We start from the raw sequence: 16,405 nt of genomic DNA on the forward strand, positions 1-16,405 counted from the left end.
TTGATGGGCATAAAAAAACGCAGCACAAATAGGCTACGTTTTTATTCAATTTGTAGAGGCTACATTATCAGTTAATCTAGCTAAAACTACCTAAATTTAAATCGAATTGTATAAGCGCTTCACTTAGCAACTTTAACAACTTGCTTGCCGGTAAAACCACCAGCAAGTTGTTTATTAAGTGCTTGCGATACTGACTCAGCACTAAAATCTACGGGCGTTATTTCTGGGTGTTTAATATCGCCACTAACAGCTCCTTCAAGTAACAGGTTGCCCATAAAACTCAAACGTTGTTGTGCACATAAACTATTAGCAAGCCATGCACCACCAATCGATACAACGCTAATATTGGGCGCTCGGTGATACATTAAGTCTTGATCAAAACAAGGTAGCGGATTTAAGCAGGCAATACGTCCGCAAAAACGCATTAACTCAATATTGCGCTGAGTACACTCACCACCAATCGTATCAATAACCGCATCAAAGCCTTGTGGGCCAAGTTCTCTGCGGATTTTTTCGCATAGCTTTTTATCGCTATAGTCAAAAACCACATCAGCGCCTAACTGCTTAACCAACTTATGATTACGCTTTGATGCTGTGGTAAATACGTCTGCACCGCGCTGTTTTGCATATTGAATAGCAAACTGACCTACCGCTCCGGCTCCGCCTTCAATAAAAATAGTATCGCCTTCACTAATGCCTATTTTATCTAAGCTAATAAGTGCTGCCATACCGGCGCATGGAAGTGTTGCTGCAATGGCCGCATTTAAACCGCTTGGCACAACCGACACTGCAAAGTTAGGTACCTTGGTGTATTCGCTCAAAGCACCTTGCTCACCAATGTTGGCATGCCACATAACGCGCTGGCCAACATTTGGAAACACACCTTTATTAGCTTTAACCACAACACCTACGGCATCTAAGCCTAAAATGTGTGGATACTGCCATTTACAAAAGCCTGTTTTAGCAAATTGACCATCAACTGGATTTAAACCAACGTACTCTACTTTTACAAGCAGCTCGTTATCTGCACAAATAGGAACAGGCAGCTCAGCATCCGCTAAGTCAATTGCTTCATTTGGTTCTGGCAGTACAATAGCGCGCATTGTTTGCGGGATAATGTATTCATGTAAATTTTCAGTATTTGGCATCAATATAACTCTACTTATTAGTGTCGTTTAACGCATAACTCCATTGGCCATTAAATGACTGGTAAGCATTTACTTTGGCAAGCAGTGAAGAAATTGTTGTTTCAACAGCATTTTCTTGTGCTATTAAAACATCCTGGCGCGCATCTAACAACTCAAGGTAAGGAATTTGACCTTCTTCGTACATTGCTTGTGCTTGTAAAAATGCTTTATTAGCAAAGTCATAGCGCTCATCGGCAAAGCGTTTTTGCTGTGCTTGATTGACCAACAATTGCAGTGAAAGTTCACTTTCACTTAGTGCAGTTAATACTACTTGTTGATAATCGCTGTAAGCGGCTTCACTTAAAAACTGCTGCGCGTCGCGCTGTGCTAATAATGCTGGGTAGCTTAATAACGACCATTGCAACTGCGGCGCTACTTGCCACTGTTGGTCGGTATTTTTTAAGCCTGTGCTATCTATACTCACAACCCCTGCAAATGCAGATAAGCTAATATCGGGTAATAACGCTTTACTAGCTGCAACGCTTAAACTATTTGCTTGGCTAAAGTCAAACAGTGCACGGCTAATATCTGGACGTAAGGCAATGGCATTATTAGCGTTTTTTAGTGCTACGCTAAAGTCACGTTCAAGCACGCCTTGCTCGTTTTCAATAGCAATATTTTGCGCTAACTTACCGCTTAGTACTGCAAGAGCAGATAAATCGCTGTATTTTGCATACTCAATAGCAGGCATTAATGCTTGTTGCTGCCTAAGCTGCGCCATCGTACGGTTTAAATCAAGCTCGTTTGCTACGCCTTCGTCAACACGGGCTTGAAGAACGTCAATACTTTGCTCAAGCGCTTCAATTTGAAGTGTAACAATGTGTTGTTTTTCAACATTACCTTGATAACTTACAAAGCCTTTAACAACTGACGAAACTACTTCAATTTGTAATAAGCGTACTTGCTCTGCTTGGCTCATGGCCGATGCATTTGCAGCATCAACCAACGCTGTTATGCGACCAAATAAATCTAGCTGCCAATCAAGTGCAACGTTTGCACTTGATTGGCGGTCAAACACGCTTGGTGCATCGCTTCGAGCTGCGCCAACATTTACGCCACCTTGCGGTAGGTATTGGGCTTTTTGCTCTCCTAGTCGCGCTAATGCACTTTTAAGTGTTAGCTGGCTTGTTTGCAAATTATAGTTATTTGCAAGCGCACCAGTAACAAGCTCATTTAGTTGATCAGAATTAAGCTTTTTCCACCAGTTTGTTTCATCAGCAACGCTAACGTTACTAGCAATATTAGCTTTGGCAACAAATTCGTTAACGGCTTTTTGCTCACTCATGGTGTCAATTTTACTCGCACACCCGGCTAAAAACGCAGCGACTAATACTGCACTGGCAGTCAGACTTGTTTTAAGTCTTTTTTGCATTAATTTAGTCATGAGTATTCTCCTGCGCTTTCTCTTTTTTGTTAGTCACTAACATATAAAATACCGGCGTAAACAATAGGCCAAACACGGTTACACCTATCATCCCTGAGAATACTGCGTTACCCATTGCGTGTCGCATTTCGGCGCCCGCACCGGTGGCAAGTACTAACGGTACAACACCTGCTGTAAATGCAATTGAGGTCATTAATATTGGGCGCAAGCGCATACGACATGCCTCAAGTATTGCCTCTAAGTGCGATAAGCCTGAGTCGTGTCTATCTTTTGCAAACTCAACCATCAATATTGCATTTTTAGAGGCCAACGCGACCAGAACTATTAACGCTATTTGGGTGAATATGTTGTTGTCAGAGCCGACAAACCACACACCTAACAAGGCTGAGAAAATAGTCATTGGTACAATTAATATAATTGCCAGTGGTAAACGTAAGCTCTCGTACTGCGCTGCAAGTACCATAAATACAAGTAATACAACTAACGGGAATACATAAACCATGGTGTTACCGGCAAGTACTTGTTGGTACGTTACTTCAGTCCACTCATATTCAATACCTGTTGGTAGTGTGTCTGCAAGTACTTTTTCAATAGCAACTTGTGCTTGATCAGAACTATAACCTGGCGCTGGGCTACCATTTAGCTCTGCACTTGGGTAACCGTTGTAATGCATAACACGGTCAGGACCAATTGTTGGTGTTACTGTTAATACAGAGCCTAGTGGCACCATATTACCTGAGCGGTTACGTACTTTTAAATTAAGTATTTGATCAGGGTCTAAGCGGTAGTCAGCATCAGCCTGTGCATTTACTTGGTACGTACGGCCAAACATATTAAAGTCATTTACGTACACAGAGCCTAAGTAAATTTGCAGTGCATTAAATACTTCATCAAGTGGAATACCTTGAATAAGCGCTTGCTCACGGTCAATATCAATATCCATTTGTGGAACTTGGATACGGAAACTTGAGTACAGGCCCATTAATGCAGGGTCTTGTTGCGCTTTAGTAATTACGGCTTGCAGACTATTAAATAGTGCTTCAAATCCTTTATTAGCTCTGTCTTCTATTTGCAGTTTAAAACCACCGGTAGTCCCTAAACCTTGAATTGGCGGCGGTGGAAATACCGCTACAAATGCCTCATCAATGGCGGCAAAACGTTTATTCAACTGCGCCGCTATCGCCATCGCTGATTGGCTTGGGTCGGTACGTTTATCAAAGCTTTCAAGTGGTGTAAATACAATGCCGCTGTTAGGGCTATTCGTAAAACCGTTCACTGATAAGCCAGGAAAAGCAACAGTATGTGCAACGCCTGGTACTTCTAGTGCAATTTGCTGCATTTGAGCAAGTACATCTTCAGTACGATCAAGGCTTGATGCGTCAGGTAACTGCGCAATAGCCACTAAATACTGTTTATCTTGCTGTGGAATAAAGCCACCTGGTACGGTATCAAATAACTTAATTGTGCCGCCAACAAGTGCAATGTAAGCCACCATTACAACAACGGTCATACGAATTAGTTTTTGTACCAGCTTTTCGTAACCTTTAGCACCACGATTAAATACGCGGTTAAATGGTTTAAACAACCAACGACCAAACAATTTATTAAGTAAACGCGTGAACGCATCTGGTTTTGCATCATGCGATTTTAATAACAATGCAGCAAGTGCAGGCGATAACGTTAATGAGTTAAACGCTGAGATAATCGTCGAAATTGTAATTGTAAGTGCAAATTGCTTATAAAACTGACCTGATAAACCGGTAATAAACGCAGTAGGAATAAATACAGCACTTAGTACTAGCGCAATGGCAATAATAGGGCCTGTTACTTCACTCATTGCAACGCGGGTTGCTTCAAGTGGCGATAAGCCTTTTTCAATATTACGCTCTACGTTTTCAACAACTACAATCGCATCATCTACAACAATACCTATGGCCAATACTAAACCAAACAACGACAAGGTATTAATTGAGACACCTAACCACTGCATTACGGCAAACGTACCAATGAGCGAAATAGGCACAGCAATTAGCGGAATAATTGATGCACGCCAGGTTTGTAAAAATACAATAACAACAATAACTACCAGCACAATTGCTTCAAGCAACGTTGCAATTACCGCGTCAATTGAGCCGCGAACAAATACCGTAGGGTCGTACACAATGTCGTATTCAACACCAGTAGGAAAATCTTTAGATAAGCGCGCCATTGTTTCGCGTACTTGATCGGAAAGCTCAATAGCGTTTGAACCTGGGCGTTGGAATATTGGCATTGCAAGAGCTGGTTGGTTATCAAGCTCTGCACGCAGTGCGTAAGTGTCTTGGCCTAAATCAACACGGGCTATATCAGATAAACGCGTTAACTGACCTTCGTCGCCTACTTTAATAATAACTTGTTCAAATTCTTCAATACTGTTTAAACGACCTTTAACGTTTAACAATATTTGAAATTGACTGTCGTTTGAAATTGGTTGCGCGCCTAAGCTACCTGCAGCAACTTGCTGGTTTTGCGAGCGAAGTGCTGTTACTACATCTGTTGCTGTTAATTCGCGTGCAGCAAGTGCATCTGGGTTTAGCCATACTCGCATTGAGTATTTGCCAGCACCAAACATACGAATATCACCTACTCCAGGTAAACGCGCAATTTCATCTTTAATGTTTAAATCGGCATAGTTAGATAAGTACGCTGTGTCGTGCGTTTTTTCAGGTGAATATAAATGCACTACCATGGTTAAATCTGGTGATGATTTTTCGGCTACAACACCTAAACGTTGTACTTCTTCTGGCAAACGCGGAAGTGCGCTGTTTACACGGTTTTGTACTTGTACTTGAGCACGGTCTAAATCGGTACCTAACGCAAAGGTTACCGTTAGTGTCATGCGGCCATCACTGGTACCTTGCGAAAACATATATAGCATGTTTTCAGTGCCGTTAATTTCTTGCTCCAGCGGTGTTGCCACTGTTTGCGCAATAACGGTAGGGTTAGCACCTGGGTAGTTGGCAGTAACAACAACAGTTGGAGGAACTACTTCTGGGTATTCACTTACTGGTAATTGGAATAGTGATATACCACCAGCAATTAAAATAACCAATGACAGCATGGCCGCAAATATTGGGCGCTGTATAAAGAAATGCGAAAATTTCATCAATAAACCTTAGTGCTTAGCCACAAGTTGTGCGTTGTCATTTAACAATGTAAATGCCACACCACTTGTATCAATTGTTACTGTTTGCGGAGAGATTGGCATACCAGGGCCTACGCGAGCTGGGCCATTTACAGCAATAACATCACCTTCGTTAAGGCCCGATGTAACCGCACGTAATGCACCGTAACGCTCACCAGTAGTGATAAGTTTGTATTCAAGTACGTTGTTTTCGCCAACCGTTAATACAAAACGATTTTTTAAGTCGGTACCAATTGCACGTTCTGGGATAATAATCGCGTCGCTAATAGAGTTGGCTGCAAGCTTAATACGTGCAAACGAGCCTGCGCGTAATTGGTTACTGTCTTCATTAAATACTGCACGTACACGTAATGTGCCCGTTGATGAATTAATTTGGTTATCAATAAAGTTAATATAGCCTTTGTATGCAAAATCGCTTTGACCCACTTTTTGCATTACAACAGTTTGGTGGCTCGCAGCAGTAACATCATTAAAGGAGCTATTCCATGTACGTTCATCAACATCAAAATAAGCATACATAGATTGGTTTGAAACAATTGACGTTAATACGCTTTGACCCGCAAGTATGTTATTACCTTTAGTAATATTTGCGCGAGAAATAATGCCATCAATTGGTGATACTACTGATGTAAACTCTAAATCAAGCTCTGCTGAAGTAAGTTGTGCTTGCAGTGCAGAAAGCTGTGCTTCGCGTTGGCGCAGTGTTGAAGTACGCGCTTGTGCTTGCTCAGTTGAGATTGCCTTACGGTCTAATAAGCGTACCGCACGTTTGTCTTCACTTTTAGCTTGTTCAAGTGCGGCTTCTGCGCTATTGATTTGTGCTTTTAAACTTGCAACAACCGCTGCAAATGGGCGATCATCTAATTGAAATAAAACATCGCCTTGCTTAACCACGTCGCCTTCTTTAAATTCAATGCTATCGATGATTCCCGATACACGCGGCATTAAAGCAACTTCTTGTGGAGACTCTAAACGAGTTGTATATGTGTGCCAGCTTTGTACCGGCTTAACAAGCACCTGTGCTACATCAATTGGTTGAAGTTGCTGTGCAGGTGCTGATTGAGCTGTGCTCTCATCAGCACAACCCGCAAGTGTTAAAGATGCCGCAGTAAGTGCAGCAGCAATTAGATGTTTGTTCATGAAGACGCTCCATTGTTGATTAGCCTCGCATAATACGGATTAAACCCGTGTGTAAAAACCATAGATTTTTAAATTCATTAATGCCAAAATGGCATCAATAGATTAGTTAAGGTGTAATAATGGATACAACAAGTCGACTTTTAATGTTACTTGAAGTGGTTGAGCAAGGCTCTTTTGCTAAAGCTGCAGAAATACGCAACATAGATCGCTCTGTTATATCTAAACAAATTAGCCGTTTAGAGGATGAGTTAGGCGTTAGGTTACTTAACCGAACCACGCGTTCATTTTCGCTTACAGCGGCGGGTGCCGAAATGATCAAAAAAGCCGCTGAGCTTAGAGAGCTGCTCGGCGAAACCGTACGCATGGCTGAAAACTACCATTTAGAACCGCGTGGCGTATTAAAAATCACTTCATCAACACTTATTGGTCGTCGTTATTTACAACCTGTACTTAATGATTTTCAAAAACGCTTTCCTCAAGTAGAAGTTGAACTGCGTTTAGACGATAGGTTAGTAGATATAGTCTCTGAAGGATTTGATTTGGCTTTTCGTGTAGGTGAGCCTAAAGATTCGTCACTTATTGCACGTAAAATTGCGCGTAACCGATTATTAATTTTAGCTGCACCGCAGTTTATTGAAACTTACGGTATGCCAAAAACAATCGAAGAGTTAGCGCAATTACCAGCAGCAAGCTATGCCAGTAATTCTATTCGAGTAGAAACAATAGATTATTACGATAGTAAGGGTGAACGCTGCGAGCAAAAAATAAAAAGTGTGTTTCGTGCTAATGATGCCGAGTCATTGTTAATGAAAACATTATCGGGTACAACTTACTTTGTCGCCCCTGCATTTATTATTGGTGATGAAATAATACAAGGTAAGCTAGTGCCTTTATTGACCGATGTAAAACTGATGGAGTTTAGTGCGATGTATGCCGTATATCCGCACCGAGATTTACCAGTGAGGACCCGGTTGTTTTTTGATGCTGTACGCGAGCATTTAGGAAAAGATAAACCGATTTGGGAAAACGGGATCCCCAATTTTGAGAAAATGTATTAAGTAACCCTGCTTAAGCAACTACCGTTTCGTAGTCATGTTCTTTTTTAAACTTACAATACACTTTATTGCGGCCAAATTGTTTTGCTTTATATAACTGTTTATCTGCTTGGTTTACAAAGCTTTCCAATGAATTAGTACTTTTAAATTTTGCAACACCAATACTGGTTGTAACATTAATTGCAAGGCCGTCAATGTCAAATGTGGTATTTTCAAAGCGTGCTCTTATTTGTTCAGCGGTATTAAGTGCAGCCTCTTCATTTGCAAAAGAGCTAAATAAAGCAAACTCTTCACCGCCTACTCTAAATACATACCCTCTACCAAGCACAACTCTTAGTAAAGTGGCCACTTCGATAAGTACTTGGTCACCGACACCATGGCCATGCCCATCATTTATCTGCTTAAAAAAGTCTAAATCGAGTAAAAACAAATATAACTGTGACTTATCTTGTAGTTCAACTTCAAAATAGTGGTTCATTGAAAGGCGATTACCTGCACCCGTTAACGGATCAAGTAACGCTAAATTTTTAAGGCGCTTTGAAAAATGTGAGCGGCTCCCTTCAAAAACATGAGAAATCGCCCAAATACTTAAATAAGCACAGAGTAGATTAAGGGATAAGTTAAAAGTTTCAAAGGGGGCAAGTGTAGACTTACTCCCTAAAATAAACACTTGGATAACTAATAAATTTGCAGAGAAAATTACACCATATTGTTTACCTAATAACAGGTAGTACAAAATAGGTAATGCAAATGACCATACAAATACACCATTACGAGGCGATGCTAAGGATGTACCTAAAATAACAATTAACGTTATAAGTACACACATTATTAAGGATTGCCAAAACTGTAGTGGACGGCGTATAAGTGAAATATAAGTAAATATACAATAAATAGAAAAACAGATTTCGATGTAGCCAAGCAATGGAAAGTTATTTACGGTTAAATTAAATCCCGCAAATCCTACCGATAAAAAACCAAAACAAAGACACATCCCTCTCAGAACGTCCTTTCTTAATGATTTAGTGCTATTAAGAGCAGCGATATCCATTCTAATCACTTAATAAAAATAAAAAGTAAGTTTAACGTGAAAATACAATTTAACAAGCCTTGTTGATATAAAACCATGTAGATACAACTAGTTATTTACATTTTAGGGATAATGTAGTGTATTTTAGAAACACGTTTGATGCTTTAGTATCACTAAGTGCCTTTAACAACTAGCCACCTAACATGGATAAATTAGTAGTAATACCAGTATTACCTTGGTGTAAAAGGTGAGTTGGCTTTTTGGTTTTAATATAACGAGATAACAATGCCATTAATTCACTGTTTGAACTGTCGTTCATATATTCTCTTAGCGAAATACCCTCTTCAGAAAACAGACACAAGTGCAGATTTCCTTTAGCTGTAACCCTTAATCGATTACAGGTACTACAAAAGTCGTTGCTGTAAGGCATGATCAAACCAATTCTGCCTTGATAATCAGGATGAGCAAACTCTTGAGCAGGACCTGCTGATGCACTACGCGCAACTTGCTGCCAACCCGTTTGTAATAACTGAGTTTTTAAAACTTGCCCAGAAACATGGTTAGCATCAAAAAAGGCTTTGTTGTCGTTTGTTTGCATCAATTCTATAAAGCGGATGGTAACGGGACGGTGTTTAACCCAATTTAAAAATGTATCAAACTCTTTTGCGTTGTATTGCTTCATCAACACGCTATTTATTTTTACCGAATCAATACCCGTTTCAAGCGCAGTATCAATACCTTTCATTACTGAGGTAAATTTGTCATGCCCAGTAATGGTGTTAAACATGCGCGAATCTAAACTATCAATGCTTACATTAATGGCGTTTAAGCCTGCATCTACCCAGTCATGAATATTCTTATGAAGGGAAAAACCATTGGTAGTCATTGCAATTTTTTTTATGCCCGCGACATCTTTTGCCGCGCGAACAACATCTATAAAATCTTTTCTAAGGGTTGGCTCTCCGCCGGTGATCCTTACTTTTTCGATACCATGGTGTGCAAACGCTTTAAGCGTGTTGCTAATTTCATCAATTGTGAGAAAGCCACGGTCTGGCCCGCCCTGATAACCATCTGGTAAACAATAAACACACTTAAAATTACATACATCAGTAATAGACAAACGTAAGTAACTAAACTCTCGCCCTGTTGGGTCGATTAGCATAAATAAACCTTAACTAATATCAACAAGTAATAACAACCTAATACCAATTTGCAATAATACTTAATCATTTAATTAAGAAAATTGGTATAAACAACACTACTTATTGATACATAAATAATAATTACATAAATATATTTAATAACTTAAAGGGGCAGCATAAAGCATACCCCTTTAGTTATTTTTGTTTTACGCTTCTAAGCCTTTTTTAAGTTCGCTTGGCTTCATTGGTAGGTCACGTAAACGCACGCCTACTGCATTAAATACAGCATTACCAATCGCAGGAGCAACCCCTATAACGCCAGGTTCGCCTAAACCAACTGGAAACTCATCGCTTTGTAAAAATTCAATGTCAATATCTGGCACATCTTGCATTCTTAGCGGTAAATAAGTATTAAAGTTAGTCGCTGATACTTGCCCATCTTTATACGTATTTGATTCATGCAATGCAAGGCTGCTGCCCCATAGTAACGACCCTTCAATTTGCGCCAGTGCGCCATCTGGGTGAACTATTAAGCCAGCATCTACAACAACATAGAGCTTTTTGAGCGTTATTTTACCACTATCACGGTTAACATGAACATGCGCTGCGGTTGCAAGCCATGCTGGCATGGTACGCTCTTGCCCTGAACTTACAGAAAAACCAATGCCTTCATCTTTTGCTAATTTAACAGAAGCTACTTTATCAGACACCGTTTTAAGCACATTACGTAAGCGCAGTGCTCCGCCAACGCTCTCAGGTGCTTTACCCGCTTGCTTGCCTTTACCGTCTAACATTTCAATTCTAAATTGAACTGGATCTTTACCTTGCTTATGGGCAATTTCATCAATAAACGACTCAAGGCTCCATGCAATCCAGCCAGGCCCTACTGAACGTAACCAACCAGGAGTAAAGGTGCTTTGTGCAACTTCGTTATTAATAGCGCGGGCACGATGACTGCTCATGCTGTACCAATGATCAGCGCCTGATGCCGAAAATGCATCAAATTTACCTTTGCCATCAACACCCGGTGATAAAAACCCTGGTGCCATTGCTTTAGTAGGCCAACCTGCAGCAAATGCATGCTCTAAACCAGTAAATGTACCATTTTTATCAAACGACGCTGTCATTTTTGCAGCAGATGCAGAACGAGACTGATCGAATAAACTATCGTCTGCTCGTGTAAATACCAGCTTTACTGGTTTACCTACTGCTTTTGCGGTTAGAGCTGCAGGTACAGTCCAATCACCAAATAATCGACGACCAAAACCACCACCTAAATAGTAAGGACGAATAATTACTTTGTTTTGTTCTATTTCGAGTGCTTTAGCAAGCGCAGGTAACGTAAGTGACTGCCATTGGTTACCAGTATGAATAATCCAATTTCCGTCTTTAAATTCTGCAACCGCATTTAATGGCTCTAGCTGATAATGACTTGCTGTCGCTGTGGTATACATTGATTCTAACGACTCACTGGCGTCTGCTTGGGTTTTCTTTATATCGCCTTCATCAACAAACAAAGTGCCCGAGTCGCGTTGCTCGCATAATCGCTTACCTTCTTTTTGAATATCAGCTTCAGATATATTTGCTGACTCACCCTTTTTATAACTCACCTTTAAAGCATCTACTGCTTTAATGGCACTTGGGTAACTATCAGCTAATACAACAACCCAGCCTTGCACTGTGTTACTAGGGTCATTTAAAATTTCATAGCCTTTGTAACCTTTAATTGCTTTTGCTGCACTATCGTCAACGTTTGTTACTGTACTGCCATAACGGGTTGGTGGAATAACTGGTCGCGCGTACAGCATGCCTTCAACTTCTACATCTATCCCGTATACTGCGGTGCCATTTGTTTTGGCTGGTATATCAAGCGCTTTAAAGTCTTGTTTAAGCCCAGTTAAATGACGTTTATTAGCAGGTTTTAGTGGAAGGTTTGCAACTTCATCGCTGGTAAATGTACGATTAAACTCGCCTTTTTTAACTATGTCAGCGTAACTAACCGATTTTTCGCCTGCAATAATATAGCCCTTTTCAGCACGACATTTATCTGCAGGCACGCCGAGCATTTTAGCTCCAGCTTCTATTAATGCAATTCGACCCGCAGCGCCGGCTTGAGATAATGGCTTAAAGCTTTGAAATACAGACCACGAACCACCCGTTACCATAAAGCCCCATTTTTCATGGGTATCTACGTAGGTAATTGATACTTTATCCCAATCACATTCAAGCTCATCAGCCACAATGCGCGCAAGAGCAGTACCAATATGTTGACCCATTTCAGCTTTTGCAATACTTACTTCTACGGCGCCGTCGGTGCTCATAGTCCACCAAATGGTGGGTGAGAAAGCCTGTTGCGCAATTGATTCTTTTGCACTGACCGAACCCGAAAATAACGCAGGGGCAAACGCCATGACTAAACCTGCGCTAGCAGTGCCAATCATAAACGAGCGACGATTTAAATTAACGGTTTCGCTATTTTTTTGAAATAATTTTTTCATTATCGGCTCCAGTTAAGCGTCTTGTGCATTTGGATCAAATATATTTACTACACTTTGTGACTCATCTGCAGCGCGTTGAATAGCAGTTTTAATACGTTTATAAGCCATACAGCGACAGTAGTTACCATTCATATGGCTTACTATTTCTTCATCTGAAGGACTTGGATTAGCTGCCAGTAATGTAGCAGCTTGCATTATTTGTCCCGACTGACAGTAACCGCACTGTGGTACTTGCTCTTCAACCCATGCTTTTTGAAGTGGGTGTTCGTTATTAAGTCCTTCAATTGTGGTAATGTTTTTTCCTGCAATTGCGCCAATTGGTAAAACACATGAGCGAGTTGCTTGCCCATCTAAATGCACCGTACACGCACCACACATTGCAATACCGCAACCAAACTTCGTACCTTTTAATCCAATTTCATCGCGAATAACCCATAACAATGGTGTATCTTCACTTGCGTGTGATTCAACCACCTTGCCATTAATTGTAAACGTCACCATAGCTTGCCCCTTGATTAAGCTTTATAACCCGTGTTTAAATTATTTAATTTAAACACGGGTTATAACAGTTAAGATTGTTGTAACTACTAATCCATAACACATATAGTTACCGCATCAGCTACATTAACAGCTAAATACCATAACCACTGCACTAAAGCGTTAGCGCAGCTAAAACTTATTTTGCCCTACTACTATTTTTTCACTCATTTTTAGCTATAAAATTACTTAGCTGCTTTTGAGTATCTATGTCTAAACTCGCACTACGTAAACTAATTGTATTGACGACCTCACTGCTGGAGCGCAGTAATTGCTGTGCACCTCTATCTGAAGTTAAGCTTGCAAGCTGAGATAAATCAACCACTGGGAATATAGCGGGTACACCTAAACGCTCGCCATAGTTTGCGCACCAGCGCGATGGATTACGTGTAAAACCAGTAACTAGCTCACTTAAGTGCGCTACTTTTAGCTCAACCTGATCCGCGAGCATAAATAAAATCCCATCAAAGGACTTATTTTTAAACACTGTTTGAGAAGCTATCGCGATTGAATTACCTAAACCTTGGCTCCATTGCTTGTTCTCAATGAGCTCTATGTTTTTATAACCTGCCAGTGCTTGTGATACTTCTTTATGCCATGCCCCGGTAACTACATATACAGGTGTGTCATCAAGTTCTTGAAGTGTATTTACTGCATGCTCAATCATTGTTTTGCCAAACCCGATATCAGCCGTTAATTTACAGCCGTTAAAGCGAGATGATTGACCTGCGGCTAAAACAACTTTTGCAATTAGCACGCCTCTTGCCCCCAATGGCTTAGCGATTGGGCGTTTTTGTCACACAGCACTGCATGTATTTCACTGATCAGCGATAGTGCAATACTCTCTGGCGAGTCGCCGCCTAAATTTAAACCGACAGGCCCAAAAACAGGAGACTTTATTTGTGAAACACGCGTATTTGCGTGCTCTAAAACTTGTTCACGTCTGTGCTTAGGACCCAATAACCCTATGTATTTAAACGGAACATCTTTAAATTGAGCCAACGTACTGGCGTCAAGTTCAACGCTGTGAGCCATTAAAATAGCAGCATCTACTTTATTAGTTATGCAATATTCTTTTAACTCACTCGGTGTGATGCGCAAAATAGCATCTGCATTTTTAAAATATTGCCTTTTTGCATTGGCAGCGCGTGTATCCCATACAGTTACACTCCAACCAAGTTGTTTGGCAAATTTATAAACCGGAACTGCATCGGCCCCACCACCCACTATTAATAAATGAGGCGGCGGATAAATAGAAGTTTGCAAGCACGTAGCGCCTTGTAATTCTACCAACTGCGCTTTGCGGTTCATTGATAAACCATGTAACTCATCATTTTGCGTAAATACACCACTACCGGCTGGCAAAATGGGGCTTACTTGTTGAAGGTATCGCCCTGGTTTATTCTCATTAAGTGCTTTAGATACAAGCTCTAGCTGTAAATAGTCATTAGCTTTGTGAATGGGCTGCAGTAAAATGTGTACTATGCCCCCACAACCAATGCCAAGTTGAAATGTTAAATCGTCTTCATCGGTGGCATCATAACTAATGGTTTTACTGGTTAAAGTACTCATTACTTGTTTAGCGTGGCGCTGTATGTCAGCTTCTAAACAGCCTCCCGAAAGCATCCCCAAGCGCTCGCCTAGGCTCGAAATAAGCATCATAGCCCCTAGTTTTCTGTAGCTAGAGCCTTCAATTTTGTACAAAGTAGCTAAAACCCATTCTTGGTTATCCCTATTGAGATACCAAGTGTTTAAGATACTTTTTAAATCTGTAACCATATATTGCCCTTTAAAAAGCATTTTTTGCGTTTAAAAACAAACCAGCCTAAACAGCTAATTTAAAACTTAATAATTCACGCACAATTTAGTTTTCTATTATATCGTTTAAGGTCTCAATTAACTCATCAAATTGATCATTAACGCTTTGGCGTTGTTTATCATTTAGAGTTAGGTTTAATTCGTAGAGTAAATTTATATATAAATTTAAGTTTGCTTCATTGCTTTTCAATAGTGCGTCGCTCATATAAAGTTCGCGCTCTTCAATAACTGTACTTAACTGATTTATAAATTCTTTTTTTGTAATTTCAGCATTTGTAAATACCTGTTTGGCTGCATTCAAACGGTTTTTCTTGTACTCTAACCACAGCGCTCCTGAGTCTCGATGTTGTTCATTAGTTGATTTAATCAGCGCTTTTTGTTGTTTATTAAGCTTGCCTATCCACTGCTCGTAGTATTCAAATTGCTCTTCCAAACGCTCACTTTTTCGCTCAAGCGGGGTTTGTTCGTTAAACTCTTCGCGTTCGTCGTTAATTTTTATTTGGATATTGTTTAAAAGCTCACCTCTTTGCTCACTTGATAAGGTTGCTCCAAGCTCAGCTAAAGGCAGTTTTGCGTACCCAAGTAGGTTCTGCCAATGTTGTTTTGCAAGCACAACCTGTGTTTTTAATTGTTTAGCCTCCAATGTTTGGTTAAACAATACTTTTATATTTTGTATGTCTTGTCTGTAGGCGGGTAACTGGGTAGTTCGGTGCCAATTTTGTGTTGTTGTAATTATGTTTTTTAGCTGTGTATTTTGCTTTTTATTTAAATCAACATAATCGTCAACCCAAAACGATGAAAGCCAACTCAAATTATTGTAAGTAAAAGATGCCGAACAACTACATAAAAACAACATACTTACAGCAAGGCATATCTGTTTTAGTTTTTTTGCTTTGAAATTATTAAGCATAACCTTCTCTATTATTTAGATTGTGGCAAAGCTTCAAAACTTATTTGATAATAATTATCATTTAAGCATTGACTTGCATTTAGATCTAACTGATAATCGTTCGCACAAACACAGTATAACGACCTCAGTGCCTACGGAAGAATATTCAGCAAGGATGCTGACACATTAAAAGAAGAGCGTGCCGCTTCGTGTTATTACTTACTCGACCCAAGTAATAACATCAAATATCACATTTACTTGCTACATTGCTCATATTAGTGACGGTTAATATGACTCAAAAAAGCCCTAACGGGCTTTTTTTATTTCTTTAAATTTTCTATAAAATCTGTATCTTACACTTCTTAAACTCGTTTACTTACCTTAAAAGTCCACCGCGCTATTATTTACATTTTATACGCACGATCTGATAAGGTATCGCCTTGCGTTTGCGCTAAAGCTGGCGTAAAACATAACAGTAGACACCCTTTTTTGCATCTATTTATAATAACCGATTTAGTCTCTGCTTAAATGCATTGAGTAT

12 protein-coding genes are annotated in these 16,405 nt (G+C 40.1%); 1 reads left to right on the forward strand and 11 read right to left on the reverse strand.

Going from position 1 to position 16,405, the window contains the following annotated elements; translation table 11 throughout:
* Positions 1-119: 119 nt before the first annotated feature.
* From AAEY68_RS00780 to AAEY68_RS00795, 4 genes are read right to left on the reverse strand one after another with little or no spacing between them, the layout of a single operon-like run.
* Complete coding sequence (locus AAEY68_RS00780; RefSeq protein WP_197188520.1) at positions 120-1,148, reverse strand: zinc-binding dehydrogenase; 1,029 nt, start codon at positions 1,146-1,148, stop codon at positions 120-122.
* A gap of 10 nt (positions 1,149-1,158) precedes the next feature.
* Positions 1,159-2,571, reverse strand: coding sequence for a TolC family protein (locus tag AAEY68_RS00785; RefSeq protein WP_101217022.1), 1,413 nt, complete (start codon positions 2,569-2,571; stop codon positions 1,159-1,161).
* Positions 2,564-5,716 (reverse strand): efflux RND transporter permease subunit, encoded by a 3,153-nt coding sequence (locus tag AAEY68_RS00790; RefSeq protein ID WP_007582022.1) that lies wholly within the window; start codon positions 5,714-5,716, stop codon positions 2,564-2,566. Before AAEY68_RS00790 ends, AAEY68_RS00785 begins: the two co-directional genes overlap by 8 nt.
* 9 nt (positions 5,717-5,725) lie before the next feature.
* Positions 5,726-6,895, reverse strand: coding sequence for an efflux RND transporter periplasmic adaptor subunit (locus AAEY68_RS00795; protein WP_350585346.1), 1,170 nt, complete (start codon positions 6,893-6,895; stop codon positions 5,726-5,728).
* 119 nt (positions 6,896-7,014) lie between these two features.
* Between AAEY68_RS00795 and AAEY68_RS00800 the strand changes: the two genes are divergently transcribed.
* A complete protein-coding gene (locus tag AAEY68_RS00800) occupies positions 7,015-7,953 on the forward strand; it encodes a LysR family transcriptional regulator (protein ID WP_350585347.1) in 939 nt (312 codons plus the stop codon).
* A gap of 10 nt (positions 7,954-7,963) precedes the next feature.
* On the opposite strand, the gene AAEY68_RS00805 is transcribed toward AAEY68_RS00800, so the two are convergent.
* From AAEY68_RS00805 to AAEY68_RS00835, 7 genes are all read right to left on the reverse strand, one after another.
* Positions 7,964-9,001 (reverse strand): GGDEF domain-containing protein, encoded by a 1,038-nt coding sequence (locus tag AAEY68_RS00805; protein WP_350585348.1) that lies wholly within the window; start codon positions 8,999-9,001, stop codon positions 7,964-7,966.
* A 169-nt stretch (positions 9,002-9,170) separates the two neighbouring features.
* The gene (gene moaA / locus AAEY68_RS00810; RefSeq protein WP_024593165.1) at positions 9,171-10,142 is read right to left on the reverse strand and encodes a GTP 3',8-cyclase MoaA; all 972 of its coding nucleotides are present in this window, start codon (positions 10,140-10,142) and stop codon (positions 9,171-9,173) included.
* A 186-nt stretch (positions 10,143-10,328) separates the two neighbouring features.
* Positions 10,329-12,620, reverse strand: coding sequence for a xanthine dehydrogenase family protein molybdopterin-binding subunit (locus tag AAEY68_RS00815; RefSeq protein ID WP_024593164.1), 2,292 nt, complete (start codon positions 12,618-12,620; stop codon positions 10,329-10,331).
* Between the two features lie 12 nt (positions 12,621-12,632).
* Positions 12,633-13,121, reverse strand: a complete 489-nt coding sequence (locus tag AAEY68_RS00820) for a (2Fe-2S)-binding protein (RefSeq protein ID WP_007582016.1) — start codon at positions 13,119-13,121, stop codon at positions 12,633-12,635.
* Positions 13,122-13,320: 199 nt separating this feature from the next.
* Entirely contained in the window at positions 13,321-13,914 is a 594-nt protein-coding gene (locus AAEY68_RS00825; RefSeq protein ID WP_024593163.1) for a nucleotidyltransferase family protein, read from the reverse strand.
* On the reverse strand, positions 13,908-14,936 hold the full coding sequence (locus AAEY68_RS00830; protein WP_024593162.1) for an XdhC family protein: 1,029 nt from the start codon (positions 14,934-14,936) through the stop codon (positions 13,908-13,910). The genes AAEY68_RS00825 and AAEY68_RS00830 overlap by 7 nt, the downstream gene beginning before the upstream one ends.
* Positions 14,937-15,021: 85 nt before the next feature.
* Positions 15,022-15,885: a DUF6279 family lipoprotein gene (locus tag AAEY68_RS00835; protein ID WP_024593161.1), complete on the reverse strand. Its 864-nt coding sequence runs from the start codon at positions 15,883-15,885 to the stop codon at positions 15,022-15,024.
* Positions 15,886-16,405: the final 520 nt, after the last annotated feature.

The organism is Pseudoalteromonas sp. RB2-MNA-CIBAN-0110, from assembly GCF_040309305.1.
GTDB lineage: Bacteria > Pseudomonadota > Gammaproteobacteria > Enterobacterales > Alteromonadaceae > Pseudoalteromonas > Pseudoalteromonas arctica.

What these genes read in the sequence shown, in the direction of transcription:
- AAEY68_RS00780 (WP_197188520.1), bottom strand. Translation starts at nt 1,148, where the DNA reads ATGCCAAATACTGAAAATTTACATGAATACATTATCCCGCAAACAATG.
- AAEY68_RS00785 (WP_101217022.1), bottom strand. Translation starts at nt 2,571, where the DNA reads ATGACTAAATTAATGCAAAAAAGACTTAAAACAAGTCTGACTGCCAGT.
- AAEY68_RS00790 (WP_007582022.1), bottom strand. Translation starts at nt 5,716, where the DNA reads ATGAAATTTTCGCATTTCTTTATACAGCGCCCAATATTTGCGGCCATG.
- AAEY68_RS00795 (WP_350585346.1), bottom strand. Translation starts at nt 6,895, where the DNA reads ATGAACAAACATCTAATTGCTGCTGCACTTACTGCGGCATCTTTAACA.
- AAEY68_RS00800 (WP_350585347.1), top strand. Translation starts at nt 7,015, where the DNA reads ATGGATACAACAAGTCGACTTTTAATGTTACTTGAAGTGGTTGAGCAA.
- AAEY68_RS00805 (WP_350585348.1), bottom strand. Translation starts at nt 9,001, where the DNA reads ATGGATATCGCTGCTCTTAATAGCACTAAATCATTAAGAAAGGACGTT.
- moaA (WP_024593165.1), bottom strand. Translation starts at nt 10,142, where the DNA reads ATGCTAATCGACCCAACAGGGCGAGAGTTTAGTTACTTACGTTTGTCT.
- AAEY68_RS00815 (WP_024593164.1), bottom strand. Translation starts at nt 12,620, where the DNA reads ATGAAAAAATTATTTCAAAAAAATAGCGAAACCGTTAATTTAAATCGT.
- AAEY68_RS00820 (WP_007582016.1), bottom strand. Translation starts at nt 13,121, where the DNA reads ATGGTGACGTTTACAATTAATGGCAAGGTGGTTGAATCACACGCAAGT.
- AAEY68_RS00830 (WP_024593162.1), bottom strand. Translation starts at nt 14,936, where the DNA reads ATGGTTACAGATTTAAAAAGTATCTTAAACACTTGGTATCTCAATAGG.
- AAEY68_RS00835 (WP_024593161.1), bottom strand. Translation starts at nt 15,885, where the DNA reads ATGCTTAATAATTTCAAAGCAAAAAAACTAAAACAGATATGCCTTGCT.